General features: G+C 72.5%; 16 protein-coding genes. 9 read left to right on the forward strand and 7 right to left on the reverse strand.

Annotated elements, in window-relative coordinates; all coding sequences use genetic code 11:
• Window positions 1–112 precede the first annotated feature (112 nt).
• Window positions 113–481 carry a helix-turn-helix domain-containing protein gene (locus tag ACWEBX_RS11510; RefSeq protein ID WP_382788352.1) on the reverse strand — a complete coding sequence of 123 codons (369 nt, stop codon included), beginning with the start codon at window positions 479–481 and terminating at the stop codon, window positions 113–115.
• Entirely contained in the window at window positions 478–738 is a 261-nt protein-coding gene (locus tag ACWEBX_RS11515) for a thiamine-binding protein (RefSeq protein ID WP_451884664.1), read from the reverse strand. Before ACWEBX_RS11515 ends, ACWEBX_RS11510 begins: the two co-directional genes overlap by 4 nt.
• A 169-nt stretch (window positions 739–907) precedes the next feature.
• On the opposite strand from ACWEBX_RS11515, the gene ACWEBX_RS11520 reads away from it, so the two are divergent.
• From ACWEBX_RS11520 to ACWEBX_RS11535, 4 genes are all read left to right on the forward strand, one after another.
• The gene (locus ACWEBX_RS11520; protein ID WP_451884665.1) at window positions 908–1762 is read left to right on the forward strand and encodes a TIM barrel protein; all 855 of its coding nucleotides are present in this window, start codon (window positions 908–910) and stop codon (window positions 1760–1762) included.
• A gap of 79 nt (window positions 1763–1841) precedes the next feature.
• Entirely contained in the window at window positions 1842–2735 is an 894-nt protein-coding gene (locus ACWEBX_RS11525; RefSeq protein WP_451884666.1) for a 2-hydroxy-3-oxopropionate reductase, read from the forward strand.
• A 512-nt stretch (window positions 2736–3247) separates the two neighbouring features.
• Entirely contained in the window at window positions 3248–3493 is a 246-nt protein-coding gene (locus ACWEBX_RS11530; RefSeq protein ID WP_451884667.1) for a hypothetical protein, read from the forward strand.
• A gap of 241 nt (window positions 3494–3734) precedes the next feature.
• Window positions 3735–4322 carry a TIGR04222 domain-containing membrane protein gene (locus ACWEBX_RS11535; protein ID WP_451884668.1) on the forward strand — a complete coding sequence of 196 codons (588 nt, stop codon included), beginning with the start codon at window positions 3735–3737 and terminating at the stop codon, window positions 4320–4322.
• On the opposite strand, the gene ACWEBX_RS11540 is transcribed toward ACWEBX_RS11535, so the two are convergent.
• Together ACWEBX_RS11540 and gcl are read right to left on the reverse strand one after the other, a co-directional pair.
• Window positions 4291–5199 carry an alpha/beta fold hydrolase gene (locus tag ACWEBX_RS11540; protein ID WP_451884669.1) on the reverse strand — a complete coding sequence of 303 codons (909 nt, stop codon included), beginning with the start codon at window positions 5197–5199 and terminating at the stop codon, window positions 4291–4293. The two genes, ACWEBX_RS11535 and ACWEBX_RS11540, sit on opposite strands and share 32 nt — an antisense overlap.
• Window positions 5200–5378: 179 nt before the next feature.
• A complete protein-coding gene (gene gcl / locus ACWEBX_RS11545; protein ID WP_451884670.1) occupies window positions 5379–7163 on the reverse strand; it encodes a glyoxylate carboligase in 1785 nt (594 codons plus the stop codon).
• A gap of 233 nt (window positions 7164–7396) precedes the next feature.
• Between gcl and ACWEBX_RS11550 the strand changes: the two genes are divergently transcribed.
• Entirely contained in the window at window positions 7397–8254 is an 858-nt protein-coding gene (locus ACWEBX_RS11550; protein ID WP_451884671.1) for a hypothetical protein, read from the forward strand.
• A gap of 66 nt (window positions 8255–8320) precedes the next feature.
• Here ACWEBX_RS11550 and ACWEBX_RS11555 read toward each other — a convergent pair whose 3' ends face one another.
• Entirely contained in the window at window positions 8321–9928 is a 1608-nt protein-coding gene (locus tag ACWEBX_RS11555) for an AMP-binding protein (RefSeq protein ID WP_451884672.1), read from the reverse strand.
• Window positions 9925–11604 carry an AMP-binding protein gene (locus tag ACWEBX_RS11560; protein ID WP_451884673.1) on the reverse strand — a complete coding sequence of 560 codons (1680 nt, stop codon included), beginning with the start codon at window positions 11602–11604 and terminating at the stop codon, window positions 9925–9927. Before ACWEBX_RS11560 ends, ACWEBX_RS11555 begins: the two co-directional genes overlap by 4 nt.
• A gap of 86 nt (window positions 11605–11690) precedes the next feature.
• On the opposite strand from ACWEBX_RS11560, the gene ACWEBX_RS11565 reads away from it, so the two are divergent.
• The 3 genes from ACWEBX_RS11565 to ACWEBX_RS11575 all read left to right on the forward strand — a co-directional run bounded on the left by ACWEBX_RS11565 (window position 11691) and on the right by ACWEBX_RS11575 (window position 16887).
• Window positions 11691–12557, forward strand: a complete 867-nt coding sequence (locus ACWEBX_RS11565; RefSeq protein ID WP_451884674.1) for a LuxR C-terminal-related transcriptional regulator — start codon at window positions 11691–11693, stop codon at window positions 12555–12557.
• Between the two features lie 151 nt (window positions 12558–12708).
• Window positions 12709–15558, forward strand: a complete 2850-nt coding sequence (locus ACWEBX_RS11570) for an AAA family ATPase (RefSeq protein ID WP_451884675.1) — start codon at window positions 12709–12711, stop codon at window positions 15556–15558.
• 537 nt (window positions 15559–16095) lie between these two features.
• A complete protein-coding gene (locus tag ACWEBX_RS11575; RefSeq protein WP_451884676.1) occupies window positions 16096–16887 on the forward strand; it encodes a S1 family peptidase in 792 nt (263 codons plus the stop codon).
• Between the two features lie 151 nt (window positions 16888–17038).
• Here ACWEBX_RS11575 and ACWEBX_RS11580 read toward each other — a convergent pair whose 3' ends face one another.
• Window positions 17039–18145, reverse strand: coding sequence for a winged helix DNA-binding domain-containing protein (locus tag ACWEBX_RS11580; protein ID WP_451884677.1), 1107 nt, complete (start codon window positions 18143–18145; stop codon window positions 17039–17041).
• A 158-nt stretch (window positions 18146–18303) separates the two neighbouring features.
• On the opposite strand from ACWEBX_RS11580, the gene ACWEBX_RS11585 reads away from it, so the two are divergent.
• On the forward strand, window positions 18304–19545 hold the full coding sequence (locus ACWEBX_RS11585) for a CorA family divalent cation transporter (RefSeq protein ID WP_451884678.1): 1242 nt from the start codon (window positions 18304–18306) through the stop codon (window positions 19543–19545).
• The last annotated feature ends 134 nt before the right edge of the window (window positions 19546–19679 follow it).

Here is a 19679-nt window from a genome sequence, read left to right on the forward strand (position 1 = left end):
TTTGTTGAAAACTTCGCGTTACGGGAGGTGACGAGAACCGCCGCCCGGTCGTCCGGGCGGCGGCGGGGTGACGGCAGGTGACACCTGCCGCCCGGAGGCGTGTTCGCGCCGGTCAGGCGCCCTTCTCGCGGTTCAGGTAGTTGTAGACGGTGAACCGGCTCACGCCGAGCGCGCTCGCCACGGTCTCCACACCGTGCCGCACGGAGAAGGCCCCGCGGGCTTCCAGTATGCGCACGATCTCCTGCTTGGCCTTGCGGTCGAGCTCCGCGAGCGGCATGCCCCGCTTACGCTCCAGGGCGGCGAGGATGTGGTCGAGCGAGTCGGCGAGCTGAGGCAGGCGCACGGCGACGACGTCCGCGCCCTCCCAGGACAGGACGACGTCGTCGACGCCGGCCTGCTCGGGCGGCAGCATCTCGCCGCCCATGGCGTCGACCAGCGGCTTGACCGCCGCGACGAAGGGGTCGTCCGCGATTCCGGTCACTTATCACCCTCCCCCGCCGCCCCGACGACGTTGACCTGGAGCGAGACCCGGGTGGCGCCCGCGTCCAGGACCTGGCGCAGCAGCGCCTCGACGGCGGCGAGCACGGCGTCCGCACCGCCTTCCGCAGTGTTGCCGAACGGGCCGACGTCCACGGCGTCCAGCTCGGCCGCCTCGATGACCTCACGGGCGACCAGGGCGTGCCGGGGGGCCTCGTCGAGATCGAAGGGCTCGGTCGTGAACTCCACTCTCAATCGCACGGGCTCAACCTACTGCCCGCCGCGGCCGCCCCGGCAAGCCCCCTGCGGCCGGAGCGGGCCGCACCCACGGCTTTCCGCCGGGACCCCCCTTGACAACGCTCACGACCCGACTGCAATCTTCCATTGAGCAGAAACAAGTTTCCGCATTACGGAAAGGAGCGCGGACCTCATGGGATTCGCGGACCAGCGCTTCAACGTCAATCTGTCAATCCTCTTCACGGAACTCCCGCTGCTGGAGCGCCCGGCGGCCGCGGCCGCGGCGGGCTTCACCGCGGTCGAGCTGTGGTGGCCCTGGGTCGACTCCCCCACCCCCGAGCGGTCCGAGCTCGACGCTCTGAGGACGGCGATCGAGACCGCCGGTGTCCGGCTGACCGGCCTGAACCTCTACGCCGGCCGGCTCCCCGGTCCGGACCGGGGCGCCCTGTCCCTGCCCGGCGAGGAGTCCGAGCGGTTCCGGGCCAACATCGACGTGGCCGCCGATTTCGCCGGCTCGCTGGGCTGCACGGCGCTCAACGCCCTGTACGGCAACCGCCTCCCCGGCGTGGACCCGGACGAGCAGGACGCGCTGGCGCTGGAGAACCTGGCCCTCGCGGCCCGGGCCGCGGACCGGATCGGCGCGATCCTTTTGGTCGAGGCCCTCAACGAGCGGGAGTCACCCGACTATCCGCTGGTGAGCGCACCGGCGGCGGTCGCGGTCGTCGACAAGGTCAACGCGGCGACCGGCCTCGGCAACACCAGATTCCTCATGGACCTGTACCACCTCGCCATGAACGGCGAGGACCTGCCGCGGGTGATCGCCGCCTACGCCGGCCGGACCGGCCATGTGCAGATCGCCGACAGCCCCGGCCGCGGCGCGCCGGGCACCGGCGCGCTCCCCCTCGAAGGGCTCCTCGACCAGCTCGCCGTGGCCGGCTACGCGGGCTGGGTGGGGCTGGAGTACAAGCCGGGCGACCGGCCGAGCGCGCGGGCCTTCGACTGGCTGCCCGCCTCGGCCCGGGCCGCCCGCCGAGCGGCACCCCGGTGACGCGGCAGGGACCGCGGCGAAACGGACCGCGGCGAAACGGATCACACAGACGCAGCACGGATCGCGGAGAGGCACCCTCATGAGCGACAACCTGCCCAAGGTGGCATGGATCGGTCTCGGCATCATGGGCTCACCCATGTCGGAGAACCTGATCAAGGCCGGGTACGACGTCACGGGCTACACACTGGAGCGGGACAAGCTGGAGCGCCTGGCCGCCGCGGGCGGCACGGCCGCCGGTTCGATCCCCGAGGCCGTACGGGACGCCGACGTGGTGATCACGATGGTGCCCGCCTCCCCGCAGGTCGAAGCCGTCGCGTACGGTCCCGACGGCATCCTGGAGAACATGCGGCCCGGCGCGCTGTTGATCGACATGTCCTCGATCACCCCGCGGACCTCGGTGGACCTCGCCGAGGCCGGCGCCGAAAAGGGTGTCCGTGTCCTGGACGCCCCGGTGTCCGGCGGCGAGGCCGGGGCGATCGAGGCGGTGTTGTCGATCATGGTCGGCGGTGACCCCGTGGACTTCGACGAGGCGGAGCCCCTGTTCGAGGCGCTCGGCCGGACCATCGTGCGGTGCGGTCCGCACGGCTCGGGCCAGACCGTGAAGGCGGCCAACCAGCTCATCGTGGCCGTGAACATCCAGGCGTGCGCCGAGGCCGTGGTCTTCCTGGAACGCTCCGGCGTGGACCTGAGCGCCGCGCTCGACGTCCTCGGCGGCGGTCTGGCGGGCTCCACGGTGCTGGCCCGCAAGAAGGACAACTTCCTGAACCGCGACTTCAAGCCGGGCTTCCGCATCGACCTGCACCACAAGGACATGGGCATCGTCACGGACGCCGCCCGCTCCGTGGGCGCCGCGCTGCCGGTGGGAGCCGTGGTCGCCCAGCTCGTGGCCAGCCTGCGCGCGCAGGGCGACGGCGGCCTGGACCACTCCGCGCTGCTGCGCGCGGTCGAACGCCTCTCCGGCGCCCGGGTCTGACCGGGCACTCCAACGTCCGGGCCGCGGCGGTGCCGACATCTGTCATGTCGCGCCCAGGCGCCGCCGCGACCCGGATCCGCGTTCGGAGAGCCGAGCTCCCGGACCGCGTCACGAACGGCCCGGATGAGGGGTGGCCGTAACGGGCACGGTCCGGGCGGATGAGGACCGCGGCGGCCTGCGAGCCAGTGCGGTGGTGAAGGATCCGGTTCCCCTTCTCGACCTGAGGGAAGGGTGAATCCGGTCCGTCGCGACCGCCGCGGTCCCAGCCACTCATCGGCTGCGGCCGGACCTGGGCATCAGCCACACCCCGGCCGCCGCGGGACCTCGGTTTCGGCCGGACCATGGCTGCCCCCGGCTTCGGCCATGCCCCCTCCCAAGACCCCGTCCGGCGGCGCGAACGTACTGTCGCGCCCAGCCTCGCGCCGTCGGACGGCAACAAGCCCATGGCCCGCCGAGGGGCCTGATGCCGGGCTCCGGGTGCGGATTCCGGTCGCGGCCAGCAGCCTTGGACCATGGACGCTGACGGCATGGAACTCCCCAGGATCGTGGTGCACACACCGGGTCTGGACGGGTCGCGGCGGGTCACCGAGGGCGACCGGGTGCTGGGTCTCGCGTACCACCTCGACGACGTGGTCGAGATCCTGCGCCAGGCGGACGTCGACCTCGACGTGATCGAGGTCGAAAAGAGCGACATCATCGACTGGCAGGGCGGCGGCCCGGACGACTGGCCCGGCCTCTCCGAGCACCCCGAGGTCTGAGGACCGTACGCCGTGCGCGCCGGACCGCGCGTCGCCCGCTCCTTGATCCGCGAACCGGAACGGGCGCCGAACGGACCCCGTCCGTACGCAAGCGGGCGTAGGACGCCTACGGAACCCTCAAATCAACCTCTGAACACCGCCCCGGGGGCTTCACCTGCCGCCGGATAAGGCACATCCTCGGCACACGGGGCCCGCCGGCACGGGGGCGGCGGGTCCCGAACGGGGGCACGGGGGAAGCACCATGAGCGGAAGCGCGGCGGTCGGGCCTGGGCCTTTGACCGTCGCGCTGCTGCGTGGCGGGCCGCGCGCGGCCGTGAAGGTCGCCGTGGTCGCCCTGCATCTGCGGGGCGCGGTGGCCCCGGGCCCGCCGGGCACGATACGGACCTCGAACCCGTCCCCGGGGGCATCCTTCGCGTCGGGGCTCGCCCTGGAGAAGGCAGTCCGCGGCTCGCTCTACCTCCCGGCGGGAGTACGGGAGTTGATGGACCGGCCGCGCGTGCGACGGGCACTGGCGGAGCTGCGCGGCGAGGCCGCCGCGGCCGGACTGCTGCGCCGCCTGCCGCCGCACCGGACGCGCGCCGCCCGGCGTGTCCTGCGGGAACTGCGGGCCACGGCCCCGCTTCCCGCAGGACCGGAGGGCCTGTCCCCGGCCGATGTCCTGCTCGCGGTCGCCCTGTACGGCGATGCCGCCCTGACCGTGCTGGTGCCGCGCTTCACCGAGGCCGCCGGCCTGAAGGGGCGCGGCGGCCCGCAGGAGCGCGGACTCTCCCGGAGCGGCGACGTGGGGGGCGACGGCTTCACCGGCTGCGCGGGCGGCTGGGGGGCTTGACCCTCCGCGCGGTGACCGCCCGCGGATTCTCCAGGAACGGCAGGACATGCCGGAGGAAGAGACCGGGGCGTTCGTTGTACGGCTCGTGGGCCGTGGGCAGCCGGACACTCGACGTCCCCGCGGGCAGGACGCGTCGGGCCCTGCGGCCGTCGAGGAACGCGGGGACGACGGGATCACGGCTCCCCCACAGCAGCAGGATCGGCACACCGAGGGCGGCCGGGTCCGCGAGGCCGAAGTCCGGGTCGACGAGACCGCGCCACAGCGCGCAGTGCACCGCCAGTCTCCGCTCGTCCCGCGGCAGCCGGCGCGCCCGGGCGTACGTCTCCCGCGCGCTCGGGGTGCCCAGCCGGCCCAGATAGGCGCGGGCCAGCGGGACGACGAGCCGGCGGGCACGGGCGGGGCGGCCCATCACCTCGCGGCAGAACCAGCGGGTGAGCGCGGTGTGCCGGGTGAAGCCCGCCGGGTCGACCAGGACGAGCGCTCTCACCGACGCGGCACGGGGGCCCTCGGCGAGACGGCAGGCGACATAGCCGCCGACGCTGTTGCCGAGCACGGCGAACTCTCGCACGCCCTGCTCCTCGGCCAGGGCGTCGATCACCCGTTCCGCGACCTCCACCAGTCCCTCGGGAGTGACCCGCCCGGGTTCCGGGGCGGTCGAGTCGCCGTACCCGGGCCAGTCCACGACGAAGGTGCGGTACCGGTCGGCGAGGGCCGGCAGCACGGCGTCGAAGTCGCGGCTGTCCCCCGGGTTGGCGTGCAGGAGCAGGAGAGCGGGCGCGTCGGACGGGGCCGGGGCCCCCGCCGGCCGGGCGCCGGAAAGGGGGTCGAGGCAGCGTACGGCGATGTCGCCGAGGGGGGTGGGGACGGTCATCCGCATGGGGCGAGCATGCCGGACCGGCCCGCTCCTGGGAACAACGCGCCCGGACGGCACGTCACTTGGGGCGGGCCGCCCGGCACGCGAAGGGGAGGTACCGGCACACGAGGGGGAAGTACCGGCGCACGAGAGAGAGGTACCGGCACGCGAGGGAGAGATCCGGGCCGAGGGAGAGGTCCGGGTCAGACCTTCAGTGTCCTGATCGCGGTGGGCGCGTGGCCCGGCTCGGTGGCGATCTCCTCGAACTCGACCACGTTTCCGATGTCGTTGGTCCTGCTCATGGCGATGTTGGTGACGCGTTCCAGGATCGCCTCGACGACGACGGGAACCTGGAACTCGGCGGCGAGCTTCCTGGCCCGCTCGAAGGCGGCGCCGAGTTCGGCCGGGTCGGTGACCCGGATCGCCTTGCAGCCGAGGCCCTCGACGACCTTGACGTGGTCGACGCCGTAGACGCCGAGCTCCGGGGAGTTGATGTTCTCGAACTCCAGGTTGACCTGGAAGTCGATGTCGAGGCCGAGCTGCGCCTGTCGGATCAGGCCCAAGTAGGCGTTGTTCACCAGGACATGGACGTACGGGATCCTGTGCTGGGCCCCGACGGCCAGTTCCTCGATCATGAACTGGAAATCGTAGTCGCCGGAGAGGGCGACGACCTGCGCGCCGGGGTCGGCCTTGGCGACGCCGAGCGCGGCCGGGATCGTCCAGCCGAGCGGGCCCGCCTGGCCGCAGTTGATCCAGTGGCGCGGCCGGTAGACGTGCAGCATCTGGGCGCCGGCGATCTGCGAGAGGCCGATGGTGGAGACGTACCGGGTCTCCGGGCCGAAGGCCTTGTTCATCTCCTCGTAGACGCGCTGCGGTTTGATCGGGATGTCGTCGAAGTGCGTCCGGCGCTGGAGGGTGGCCCGCTTCTCCTGCGCCGAGGCGGCCCACGCGGAGCGGTCGGGCAGCGCGCCCGCCTCCTTCAGATCCTTCGCCACCTCGACGAGGAGTTCCAGGGCGGCCCCGGCGTCGGAGGCGATGCCGAGGTCCGGGGCGAAGATCCGTCCGAGCTGGGTGGGTTCGATGTCGACGTGCACGAAGGTCCGGCCGGCCGTGTAGACGTCCAGGTCGCCTGTGTGGCGGTTGGCCCAGCGGTTTCCGATGCCGAGGACGAAGTCGGACTCCAGGAAGGTCGCGTTGCCGTAGCGGTGCGAGGTCTGGAGGCCCACCATGCCCGCGTTGAGCTCGTGGTCGTCGGGCAGGACGCCCCAGCCCATGAGCGTCGGCACGACCGGGGTGCCCGTCAACTCGGCGAACTCGACGAGGAGTTCGGCGGCGTCGGCGTTGACGACCCCGCCGCCGGCCACGATGAGCGGGCGCTCGGAGGCGTTCAGCAGTCCGATCGCCTTCTCGATCTGGGCACGGGTCGCGGCGGGCTTGTACGGCCGCAGGGGCTCGTACGTCGCGGGGTCGAACTCGATCTCGGTGAGCTGGACGTCGATGGGCAGGTCGACCAGGACGGGCCCGGGGCGACCGGAGCGCATGAGGTGGAAGGCATGCTGGAGGACGCCGGGAACCTGCGCGGCCTCCAGCACGGTGACGGCCATCTTGGTCACCGGACGCGCGATCGAGGCGATGTCGACGGCCTGGAAGTCCTCCTTGTGGATCACCGCGGTGGGCGCCTGGCCGGTGATGCACAGGATCGGGATCGAGTCGCCGCTCGCGGAGTACAGACCGGTGATCATGTCGGTTCCCGCGGGGCCCGAAGTGCCGACGCAGACACCGATGTTGCCCGGGTGGGTACGGGTGTAGCCCTCCGCCATGTGCGAGGCGCCCTCCACGTGCCGGGCGAGGGTGTGGCTGATTCCGCCGGACGCCTTGAGCGCCGCGTAGAAGGGGTTGATCGCCGCACCCGGAACGCCGAACGCGTCGGTGACGCCCTCGCGCTTGAGGATCTCGACTGCCGCGCGGGCAGCGGTCATACGAGCCATGGAGTACTCCTGCTTCGGCTGTCGGATTCGCGCTCCCGTCGCGCCCCGCGGAGAGTCGCTGGTCCCACTTCTTATTCCGCATCGCGGAAACTAACTTCTGCCATCTGGAAGCAATGTAGGTGTCGGGGCAGGGAGCGTCAAGGGCGGGCGGTGCGCGGGGAGGGCCGGTGAGCGGGACCGGGCCGGTGCGCGTCGCGGCGTTTCGCTGCCGGACGCCGCCCGGCAGGAGGACGATGGACGCGCTGTCCCGACGTGAGTTCCTGGAGTGGGCCATGGCCGAGAGCGTGCCGGTGCGGTGTCCGGCCTGCCGCCGCGAGCACCTGTACGCGGCCCCGTCCTACCCCTGCGTGTGCGGATCGCCCGTGACGGCCCCGCTCGACCACCTCGCGGAGGCGACCCCCGTCACCCACCGCGCATGGGACGAGGAATGGACGACGGTCCGGTGCGACACCTGCGGCCGCGGGAGTCAGTGGCCACAGCCCGAGCTGGGCTGTCCCTGCGGAACGACCCTGCGCATCCCGCTGCGAACGGCCCCGGCGCGGGCGACCGGACCGGTCGCCCGTCAGGCCGACGGGGAGGCCGGCACACCCCGGGACGGGGACCGGGAAGCCGGAGCCGACACCCCGGAGGACAGCGGCCCCGCGGGGGACGCGGGCCGCGTCCCCCGCGCAGGGCTCGGGCAGTCCGGCCATGACGGCGGGACCGACCGGAGGCCCGCGTTCCGGCCGGTCGCCATTCGTACCGCTCGCGACGCCGTCACCGCCGCCGCGCTGTATCTGGGCTGGCTCGGCTATCGCGACATCCGGCGCGCCGACCAGCGGCCCACGTCCGGGATCGGGCTCGCCGCGCGCGGCGTCCTGGCCCAGGTGGACCCCACCGTGCGGCCGGCCTCGCTGCGCGACGTGGAGTGTCTGTGGCTGACGGCCATGACGGAGTCGGCGAACTGCGTGTTCTTCTCCCTGGCCGGCTACGCCGAGGATGCCCGCGCCCGCGCCGACACCCTCGGCGTCCCCCTCTTCGTCCTGGACCTCACGGGCACACCGCAGCCGGTGAACAGCCCGGCCGACGAACTCATAGCCGTCCCGGACTGAACACCGGGCACGAGGACAGGCCTCGACGGCGGCACGGAAAGCGCGGGCACGGGCGCCCCGGGAGCCCTACTCGGCGTACGTCTCCCGCAGTTCGATCTTCCGCACCTTCCCCGAGACCGTCATCGGGAAGGTCTCCAGGACGCTCAGCCGGCTCGGGATCTTGTAGTGCGCCAGCCGACCCTCGCAGAAGGCGCGCAACTCCTCCAGCGTGAGCGGGTCGGCGGGATCGCGCGGGATGACACAGGCGAGCACCTCCTCGCCGTAGCGCTCGTGGGGAACGCCGACCACCTGCACGTCGGCGATCTTCGGGTGGGCGTACAGGAACTCCTCGATCTCGCGGGGATAGATGTTCTCGCCGCCCCGGATGATCATGTCCTTGATGCGTCCGACGATCTCGACGTACCCGTCCTCGCGCATCACAGCAAGGTCGCCCGTGTGCATCCAGCGCCCCGCGTCGACGGCCTCGGCGGTCTTCTCGGGCTCGTTCCAGTAGCCGAGCATCACGCTGTAGCCGCGGGTGCACAGCTCCCCGGTGGTGCCGCGCGGCCGGGTCACCCCGTCCACCGGGTCGACGACCTTCACCTCCAGGTGCGGCAGCACCCGGCCGACCGTGCCCGTGCGGTGCTCCAGGTCGTCGTCCCGGCGCGTCTGGAGCGAGACGGGTGAGGTCTCCGTCATGCCGTAGCAGATGGACACCTCCTCCATGTGCATCTCGGCGACCACCCGTTTCATCACCTCGACCGGGCAGGGCGAGCCCGCCATGATGCCGGTGCGCAGCGTGGACAGGTCGTACGAGGCGAAGTCCGGGAGGTTCAACTCCGCGATGAACATGGTGGGTACGCCGTACAGCGACGTGCACCGCTCCTGCTGCACGGCTTTCAGGGTGGCGGCCGGGTCGAACGACGGGGCCGGGACGACCATGCACGCGCCGTGCGAGGTGGCGGCCAGATTCCCCATCACCATGCCGAAGCAGTGGTAGAAGGGCACGGGGATGCAGACCCGGTCCTGTTCGGAGTAGGCGATCGACTCACCGACGAAATAACCGTTGTTGAGGATGTTGTGGTGGGAGAGGGTGGCTCCCTTCGGGAACCCGGTCGTCCCTGACGTGTACTGGATATTGATCGGGTCGTCGCAGGACAACTCGGCCTCACGCGCCAGGAGTTCGCTCCGCAGATCGGGGGTCCCCCGTCGGATCAGCGCGTCCCAGCTCGGGTCGCCGATGTACACGGTCTCCCTCAACCGCGGGCACCTGCCCCGCACTTCCTCGACCATCGCGTGGTAGTCGCTGCTCTTGTGGCTGAGCGAGGCGAACAGCAGCGAGATCCCGGCCTGGTTGAGGACGTACTCCACCTCGTGGGTGCGGTAGGCCGGATTGATGTTCACCATGATCGCGCCGATGCGGGCGGTGGCGTACTGGACGAGCACCCACTCGGGGCAGTTGACCGCCCAGATGCCCACCCGGTCGCCCTTGGCGACTCCGGACGCGAGCAGCGCGTACGCCAGCTCGTCGACGTCGGCGCCGAATCGGGCGTACGTCCAGCGGCGGCCCGAGGGCACGTCGACCAGTGCCTCCCGGTCCGGCCAGGCGGCGACGGCCCGGTCGAGGTTGGCCCCGATGGTGTCGCCGAGCAGCGCCGTGCCACCCGTCCCGTGCGCGTACGACAGTTCACTCACCGGAAGTCCTCCTCGCGGTACTCGGCGTCCGAGCCCGCGGCCGTGGCCTCGCGCAGCTCGATCCGGCGGATCTTGCCGGAGACGGTCTTGGGCAGCTCGCCGAACTCCAGGCGGCGGATGCGCTTGTAGGGCGCGAGCACCGTGCGCGCGTGCTCGAAGAGGACCTTGGCCGTGTCGGGTCCCGGCTCGTACCCTGCCGCGAGGACGATGTACGCCTTCGGGACGGCCAGGCGCAGTTCGTCGGGGGCCGGGACCACGGCGGCCTCGGCGACCGCCTCGTGCTCCAGGAGCGCGCTCTCCAGCTCGAAGGGCGAGATCTTGTAGTCGGAGGCCTTGAACACGTCGTCCGCGCGGCCGACATAGGTGATGTAGCCGTCGGTGTCGCGCGAGCCGATGTCCCCGGTGCGGTAGTGGCCGCCGGCCATCGCCTCCGCCGTGCGGTCGGGGTCGCCGTGGTAGCCGGTCATCAGGCCCACGGGGTGCGCGGACAGGTCGAGCGAGATCTCGCCCTCCGAGGCGCCGGGCGCGCCGGTGACCGGGTCGAGCAGTTCGACGCGGAAGCCGGGGCTGGGGCGGCCCATGGAGCCGGTCTTGAGCGGCTGGCCGGGGCTGTTGGACACCTGGACAGCGGTCTCGGTCTGCCCGAAGCCGTCCCGGACGGTGACGCCCCAGGCGCGCCTGACCTGCTCGATGACCTCGGGGTTCAGCGGCTCGCCCGCGGCGACGACCTCGCGCGGCGGGGTCCGCAGCAGTCCCAGGTCGGCCTGGATGAGCATGCGCCACACGGTGGGCGGGGCGCAGAAGGTGGTGACGCCGGCCCGGTCCATCTCGGTCATCAGCCGGCCCGCGTCGAAGCGCGTGTAGTTGTAGAGGAAGACGGTCGCCTCCGCGTTCCACGGCGCGAAGAGGTTCGACCAGGCGTGCTTGGCCCAGCCGGGTGAGGAGATGTTCAGGTGGACGTCCCCGGGCTTGAGCCCGATCCAGTACATGGTGGCCAGGTGGCCGATGGGGTACGAGACGTGGGTGTGCTCCACGAGCTTGGGCTGAGCGGTGGTGCCCGAGGTGAAATAGAGCATCAGGGGGTCGTCCGCGTGGGTGGGGCCGTCGGGCTCGAAGACGGGACCGGCGGCGGCCGTCTCCTCGTACGCCTGCCAGCCGGGGCGCGTGCCGCCGACCGCGATACGGGTGTAGCCGCCGGGCACCGCGTCGAACTTGGCGGTGTCCTCGGAGCGCGCGACGACGTGCCGCACCCGGCCGCGTTCGATCCGGTCGGCCAGGTCGGCGGGGCCGAGCAGCGGAGTGGCCGGGATGACGACGGCGCGCAGTTTCATCGCGGCCAGCGCCGTCTCCCACAGCTCGACCTGGTTGCCGAGCATGACCAGAATGCGGTCCTCGGCCCGTACGCCCCGGTCCCGCAGCCAGTTGGCGACCTGGTCGGAGCGCTCCGACATCGCGGCGAAGGAGACCTCGACACGTCCGCCGTCCTCCTCCACGATGTGCAGGGCGGTGCGGTCGTTGTCCCGCGCGATGACGTCGAACCAGTCGAGGGCCCAGTTGAAGTGCTCCGGGCGGGGCCAGCGAAAGCCCTCGTACGCGGTGGTGTAGTCCGAACGGTGCTCCAGCAGGAAGTCCCGTGCGGCACGGAACTCGTCCGCCCTGCCCGTTGTCGCCGTCATGTGTCCTCCTCGTTGCCGGACCGCCGCCTACCATCGTGTATTCCGTGATGCAGGTCTCACCACCCCCGAACGGGGGGTGCCCCGCGATGAAGGGACGAGCAGTGGCAGCGGACACGGCCGAATCGGTGGAAGTGCGCGCCGCGCTGGTGCGGCTGCGGCGTGCCACGGGGCTGCCGGTGGCCTTCGGCGGCCTGGTCGACTCCGGCGGGCGGCTGGTGCGCATCAGTGAGCTGAGCGGTACGGCGACGGCCGCGCTCAGCGCGCTCGCGGTCTCGTCCGGCAACGGTCTGGGCGGCAAGGCGGTGGCCCTCGCCCGGCCCTGCGCGGTGAGCGACTATCCGGCCTCGCGGCAGATCAGCCACGAGTACGACAGGGCGGTGGCGACGGAGGGGCTGTGTTCCGTCCTCGCGGTTCCCGTCGTCGTACGGCGCCGGGTGCGCGGTGTGCTGTACGGCGCCCTGCGGACGGCCCAGCCGCTGGGCGACCGCACGCTGGGGGCGGCCGTCGCCGCGGCCCGGGACGTGGAACAGGCGCTGGTCGTCAGGGACGCGGCGCACGAGCTGCTGGGCGTCGTCCGCGAGCCCGGCCCGGCGCCGGGGGCGACGGGTGACGCGGCCTGGGAAGAGGTGCGCGAGGCGCACGGGACGCTGCGGGCACTGGCGCCGCGGATCGCCGACCCGAGGCTGCGGGCCGAACTGCTCTCCGTGTGCGGCAGGCTGGCCGACGCGGCGGCCCCGTCCGAGGGCGTGGCGCACGAGGTCGTCCTCGCTCCGCGCGAGGTGGACGTCCTCGCCTGTGTCGCGGCGGGAGCGACCAACGCGGCCGCCGCCGAGCGGCTCGGGCTCCGTCCGGAGACCGTGAAGGGGTATCTGCGTTCGGCGATGCGCCGGCTCGGCGCGCACACCCGTCTGGAGGCCGTCGTCGCCGCGCGCCGGGCGGGGGTGCTGCCCTAGCGGCCCGCCCGCCGCGGGACCCTTCATTCAATCGTCCGGACCGTGAAATGACGTATGCGTACCATCTGTTATTTCCCTCACCACCCGGACTGTCCGAAATTCAAAGAGACGTTGCCTAATATTGGCCAGGACACGACACACGAGGGGAGCGGTGACCGTGCGAGGGGACTTCAGAGAACCTGCGAGACCGCGCCCCGACCTGGTCATCGGCCGGGAGGAACTCTTCGCCGCGGCACGCGATCAGCTCTCCGACGGTGGCAGTGTGCTCGTCCACGGGCCCGCCGGAATAGGAAAGTCGACCGTTCTGCGGGCGCTGGCCGCCGAATGCGCCGAATCGGCGCGGACCGTCTTGCGTTGCTCGGCCACCGAGTCCGAATCCCATCTCCCCTTCCTCGCGCTGGCGGACCTCCTCGGTCTGGTCGTCGACGAGATAGCCGACCGGCTGCCCGCCCCGCAGCGCACCGCCCTGGAGTCGGCGCTCACCGGCCGCGGTGAGTCCACCCTCCAGCGCGACGGTCTGGCGCTGCGGCTCGCGGTGCTGTCGGCTTTCCGCGCCCTCGCCGCGCGCGGGCCGGTGCTGATCGTCGCCGACGACCTCCAGTGGCTCGACCCGGCCAGCGCCGAACTCCTCGGCTTCGCGGCCCGCCGGCTCGGCGGCACACCGGTCCGCATGCTCACCGCGGTCCGCACGGAGACCGAGCCCCAGGCACAGGACCACGACCGTTTCCTCCGCGCGTCCGTGCCGGAGACCCTGGCCCTGCGGGTCGCCCCGCTGGCCCGCGCCAAGGTGGCCGAACTCCTCGCCCAGCGCGGCTACACCGGTCTGCCGCGCTCCACCGTGCGCGACATCCACCGCACCAGCGGCGGCAATCCGCTCTTCGCGCTGGAGCTGGGCCGTGCCCTCGCCGAGTCGCCGACCCGGCCGAGCCCGGGCGAACCGCTCCCCGTACCGACGTCACTGCGGGCGCTCGTCCTCAGCCGTCTGGACATGCTGTCCGCCGAGGCCCGCCGCACCCTGCTCGTGGTGAGCGCCGGCGCCCGCCCGACCCTGGCCCTGCTGCACGCCGCGGGCCGGGAGAACGCGGAGGCGGAGACGGCCTCGGCCGCCGCCCTCGGGCTTCTCGCCACCGAACGGGAGACACCGGGCATCCGTTTCGCGCACCCCCTGGTCTCGGCCGCCCTGTACGCGGAGGCCGACGCGCAGGAGCGGCGCGCCGCGCACTCCGCCCTGTCCCGCGCCGCCTCCGATCCCATCGAGCGGGCCCGGCACCTCGCGCTGGCCACCACCGGCACGGACCCCGCCGTCGCCGACCGGCTCGGCGAGGCCGCGGCCGCCGCCCGTGACCGCGGCGCTCCTTCCGTCGCCGTCGGACTCGGGCTGCTCGCCGCCCGGCACACCCCGGCCGGCACCCGGCCGGGCGCGGACGAACGGCGCCTCCAGGCGGCCGAGGACGCGTTGACGGCCGGGGAGACGGACCTCGCCCGGGACATCGCTCGCCAGGTGCTGTCACGAGCCACCGCCCCCGCCGAACGGGTCCGGGCCTGGATGGTCGTCGTCGACTCCGCCGGACAGGCCATGGCCGAGATCGACGCCGTCTTCCCGCAGGCGCTCGCCGATGCGGGCGACGACCCCGGCCTCGTCGCCCTCGTCCGCTACCAGCTCGCCTGGCGGGCGCTGCTGATGGACGGCGAGATGACCAAGGCCCGCGAGGAGGCCGCCCGGGCCGCCCGGCTCGCGGCGCGCGCCGGCGACCGGCGCACCGAACTCCTCGCACTCGGTTTCCAGGCGCAGATGGAGACCCTGATGGGACACACGGACGCGCCCTCGACCATCCAGCGGGCCATGCGCGAGCCTCAGGACCCGCGGGTCGCCTGCGACCACAACGGGGCCGGCGCCGCCCGCTTCCGCTGGCTCATCATGGGCGACCGGCTCGCCGAGGCCCGCACCGCCATCACCGCGCTGCTGCGCGAGGTGCAGCGGCGCGGCATGGTCGAGAGCGAACTGCACTTCCTGCGCGGCCTCGCCGAGACCGAACTGCGCTCCGGTCACTGCGGCCGCGCGCTCGATCTGGCCCGGGAGAGCCTGCGGCTGGCCCGGGACACCGGCATCGGCGAGGCGGCCACCGCCATGTTCACCTCGCTCGCCGAGGCGGCCGGCGGTGACGTGGGGCGCGCGCTCTCGCTCGCCCACGAGGCCGTGGACCGCGCCGAGGAGGACGGCGACCTGGTCTACCTCTCCCGCGCCCTCGGCGCCCTCGGGCACGCCCAGCTCGTCGCCGGGGACGCGTCGGCCGCGGTCCACTCCCTGCGCCGGGTCCGGGAGCTGGAGGAGAGCCTCGGTGTCATCGACCCCGCCCGGGGCCGCTGGCACGGGGACCTTGCCGAGGCCCTGGTCAGGATCGGCGAGACCGCCGAGGCGCAGGACGTCATCGACGTGACCCGCAGGCGCGCGCTGCGGCTGGAGCGCGAGAGCGTGCTCGCCGTGCTCGACCGCGCCGAGGCGCTGGTCCGGGCCGCCCGCGGCGAACAGGGACCCGCGGAGCGCCAGTTGGCCTCCGCGCAGGACCGCCTGGGCAAGCTGGGCTACGGCCTGGAGGAGGCCCGGGCCGCGTACGCCCTCGCCGGGCTGCGCACCTTCCCGCACGCTCCCGGGTCCGCTCGACCGGGCGGTGCGACCGGGCCGGGACCCGCCTCCTACGACGAGGCGGCCCGGCTGTTCCGCCGGTGCCGCGCGCTGCCCTGGCTCCGGCAGGTGGAGGCGGCCACCGCGCACCCGCCGGCCGCGCCGCCCCTCGCGCCCGCCGCCCTCGACACCCTCGCGGCCACGGAACGTCAGGTCGCCGCCCTGGTCATGGAGGGCGCCACCAACCGTGAGATCGCCGGGCGCCTGTTCATCAGCGTCAAGACCGTCGAGGCCACGCTCACCCGGGTGTACCGGAAGCTGGGGATCCGGTCGCGGGTCGACATCGTGCGGCTGGCGGCGGAACGCAGGCCCGACTGACCCTCCCCCGGCGCCTGGGGAACCGCCCTGCCGGGCGGGGACGCCCGGACGGAAGCGCCGGGTCGTATCCGACCCGGCCGTCGGAAGCCGCGCTGGCCCGGAGGCAGGCGGTGCGGGCCCGGAGACGGTGCGGGCCCGGAGGCCGCGCTGGCCGAAACAGTGACGCGGGGCACGCCGGAAGCGGCCGGACCGGTGAGACTGCGGGCCGGAACGGTGACGCTCCCGCCGACAGCGGTAGAGCTCCCGGCCAGGGCGGTATGGCTGCTGGGTGACTCCTTCGGGTGAACGTGCGCCGGACGGGCGGGGCCCCCTGGCCGGGACCGGCCGTCCGGTGCCCGCGTCAAACACGGCCCGCGCCCCGCAAGGGTTTTCCCTCCCCCGTCTCCACTAGGGGGTTCCCTCATTGGGGGAGAGCGGTCACACCCCCTAGCGTGTGGGCGTGCCGCTCGCTCGGGCCTACGACACCCCATCCAGAGGCGTCGTGACTCCCCCACACACACCCGCGCGTCCCCCCACCGGCAACTTTCAAGGAGACCGATGTTCGGGCTCATCCGCCTCAAGAACAGCGCAGCCCTCTGTGCGGCGACCGCCGCGGCAGCCGCGACCACGCTGCTCGGCGCCCCGTCCGCCGCCGCCGTTCCCCAGCCCATCGTCGGCGGCACGACGACCACGACGACCGCGTACCCGTTCATGATGCAGATCACCGACGCCAGGCAGAACCAGTTCTGCGGCGGCACCCTCGTCGCCGCCGACAAGGTCGTGACCGCGGCCCACTGCATGTCGGGCGAGACCACCGCCAGCGTCCGTGTGGTGGGCGGGAGGACCTTCCTCAACGGCACGGACGGCACCGTCAGCACGGTCGGCAAGATCTGGATCAACCCCGACTACACCGACGCCACCGACGGCGACGACGTGGCCGTGCTGACTCTGTCCACGCCGATGCCGTACACCCCGGCACCGTACGTGTCGGGCTCCGACACCGGCCTGTACACGGCCGGCACCGAGTCCCGCATCGTCGGCTGGGGCACCACCTCGGAGAACGGCACGTCCTCCAACCAGCTCCGCACCGCGACCGTCCCGATCGTGTCGGACTCCAGTTGCGCGGCCTCGTACGGCTCCAACTACGTGGCCTCCGACATGGTCTGCGCCGGTTTCGACGCCGGCGGCGTCGACACCTGCCAGGGCGACAGCGGCGGCCCGCTGCTCATCAACGGTGTGCTGGCCGGCATCACCTCCTGGGGAGAGGGCTGCGCGGAGGCCGGCTACCCGGGGGTGTACACCCGCCTGGCGACGTTCTCCAGCCTGGTGACCGAGCAGGTCGACTCGTAGGAACCGATGATCTCCTGAGTACCCCTCAGGTAAAAGCCGAGGGGCGTTGCGAGCCTCCACGAGCGGTCCGCAACGCCCCTCATCCAAGGACACGTCCCTCACTACCTGCCGGCGGACGGCTTCCCCGCGACGCCCCCCGTCCGCCGGCATCTCAGGACCGTGCGACCGTGCCGAACCGGATGTCGTACTCCTCTCCGGCGTGCATCGCCGTGAGCATCCGCTCCCCCTCCGCGGTGACCTCGTCCCGCCGCGCCCCGGTGAGCGTGCCGAAGGGTTCGACGACCAGCGCGCCCTCCTCCAGCTTCCACAGGCCGGACACGAAACCGTCGACGAGCAGGGTGCGGTAGGCCTGATTGCCCTGCCACGTACGCCCCTTGAGGTCCGCGGGGACGACCCGGGAGCGGTCGGCGTGGGACAGCAGCAGATTGTCGAACTCGGGCAGGAAGCGGGGCGGGGCCGGGGTGTCCGGGTCGGGCCGGGACGCGTCGGGCAGGTCGAAGAGCTCCCCTCCGTTCTCGTCGCGGAACACCTCCAGAGCGGGCCGGAGCCGCTCGAAGACCTCGCGGAGCCGGGTCAGGCCGGCCCAGGTCTGCATGTCCTTGACCGAGGCGGGGCCGAAGGCAGCGAGATAGCGCAGCACGGTCGCGTCGGGCGCGGGGGCGGGTTCGGCGGGGCGGCCCAGCCAGTGCTCGGCGGTGGTGAGGGCGACCTGGCCGCTGCGGCCCCACAGACCGCGCGGGGTGACCTGGACGAGGGGCAGGGTGCAGCGGGCCGCGACGGAGAGCGCGAACGGGTCGGCTTCCGGCCACTGGGCGAGCAGTGCCTCCCGGAGCTGCTTCATGGTGCGCGGTTCGGTCTCCACCAACTCGCGGCTGATCGCGGCGAGCCGGTCCAGGTCGACGCCGGTGAGCCCCTTGCGGAACTGGCCCAGCTCCCGGTCGCGGGCGGCCTGGACCAGCGGACGCAGGGTGAGTGCGTCGTCGGCGGTGTGCGTGTGGATGGTGGAGCGCATGGTGACGATGCGGACGACGTCGCGTGCCTCCATGGCCGTCGACAGGTGCTCGGGCCGGAAGCCGTCCAGGCGAGCCGCGAGAGCGTAGTACGGCGGCTTCACGTTCTGCGCCTGGAGGCCGAGGAGGTGCTCGACGGCGGCCGTCGCGGCCATCGGGGAGCGGCGCAGCAGGAGCTGACGGTCGAGGGTCGCGCGGTTGAGGGCGCGGGTGCCGAGCACGGGGGCCGTCGCGGTCGTCTTCGTCATACCCGGCACGCTAACCCCCCTCGCGGACACCCTCTGTCCGCAACTCCCGCCCGGCATGCCTCCCGGATCCCCGGCCGGTGAGGGTACGCGGGCCGTTTGCCCCGTATATCCTGCTCGGAGATCGCGCAGACGTACGTTCGACCCTGGAGGCAGCCGCGATGTCCGAGCGACGCGCCCGCTCAGCCTCGGATGACCGGAGGGGCCCGGGGGACACGGACGGCTCCGGGGAGGCGAAGGGCTCCGCGAGCCCCGGGGGCCGGAAGCACCCGGGGGCCGCGCGGAGGTCGCTCTGGCGGCGCGCCCTGACGCCGCCGTCCGCGCCGCCCCCGCGGAACACGCCGCCTCGGGAGGTGCCTCCCGCGCCGGAGCCCACCGAGGTCGTCAGCGTCGTCCAGTCCGCGCTGTACCGCGACGGGGTACGGGTGTCGACGCCCGCGTCGCTGGCCGAGACCTTCCGCGCGCTGCGCGAGCAGCCGGACGGCATGGCGTGGATCGGCCTGGCGCGTCCGACGGCGGCCGAACTCCATTCACTGGCAGCCGAGTTCGATCTGCATCCGCTGGCTGTCGAGGACGCGATGGAGGCGCACCAGCGTCCGAAGCTGGAACGCTACGGGGAGACACTCTTCGTCGTCCTGAGCGCGGCCCGCTATCTGGACGCGGCCGAGGAGGTCGACTTCGGCGAGCTGCACGTGTTCGTGGGACCGGACTTCGTGATCACGGTCCGGCACGGCGCGGCACCGGACCTCTCGGCGGTGCGCCGCCGTATGGAGGGCAGTCCGGAACTGCTGCGGCTCGGCCCGGAGGCCGTCCTCTACGCGATCCTCGACTCGGTCGTCGACGGTTACGTCCCGGTGGTCGCCGGCGTCCAGAACGACATCGACGAGATCGAGACCGAGGTCTTTCGCGGCGACCCCGCGGTGTCCCGCCGCATCTACGAACTCTCCCGCGAGATGGTCGAGTTCCAGCGTGCCACCCGCCCGCTGGTCGGCATGCTGCACAGCCTGATGGCCGGCTTCGCCAAGTACCGCACGGACGAGGAGCTCCAGCGCTACCTCCGCGACGTCGCCGACCACGTCACGCACACCAGCGAGCGGGTGGACGGTTTCCGCCAGGCCCTCACCGACATCCTCACGGTCAACGCGACGCTCGTCACCCAGCAACAGAACGCCGAGATGCGGGCGTTGGCGGAAGCGGGCTTCGAACAGAACGAGGAGATCAAGAAGATCTCGAGCTGGGCGGCGATTCTCTTCGCCCCGACCCTGGTCGGGACGATCTACGGTATGAATTTCCGTCATATGCCGGAGCTGCACTGGGTGTTGGGCTACCCCTTCGCGATCGTCCTTATGGCGGTGGTGTGCACGAGCCTGTACGTCGTCTTCAAACGGCGCGACTGGCTCTGATCGACGTCGAGCGGGACGGTTCCGCATCGGCCGGTTTGCCGAACTGTGCGCTGTGGAAGGCCTGTTGAGGCTCGTCGATCATCATCGCCCACCCGCACGCGGAAGTGCTGCTCAAGCGCACGGTGGGGTCAAAG

It is taken from the genome of Streptomyces sp. NPDC005070, assembly GCF_053600395.1.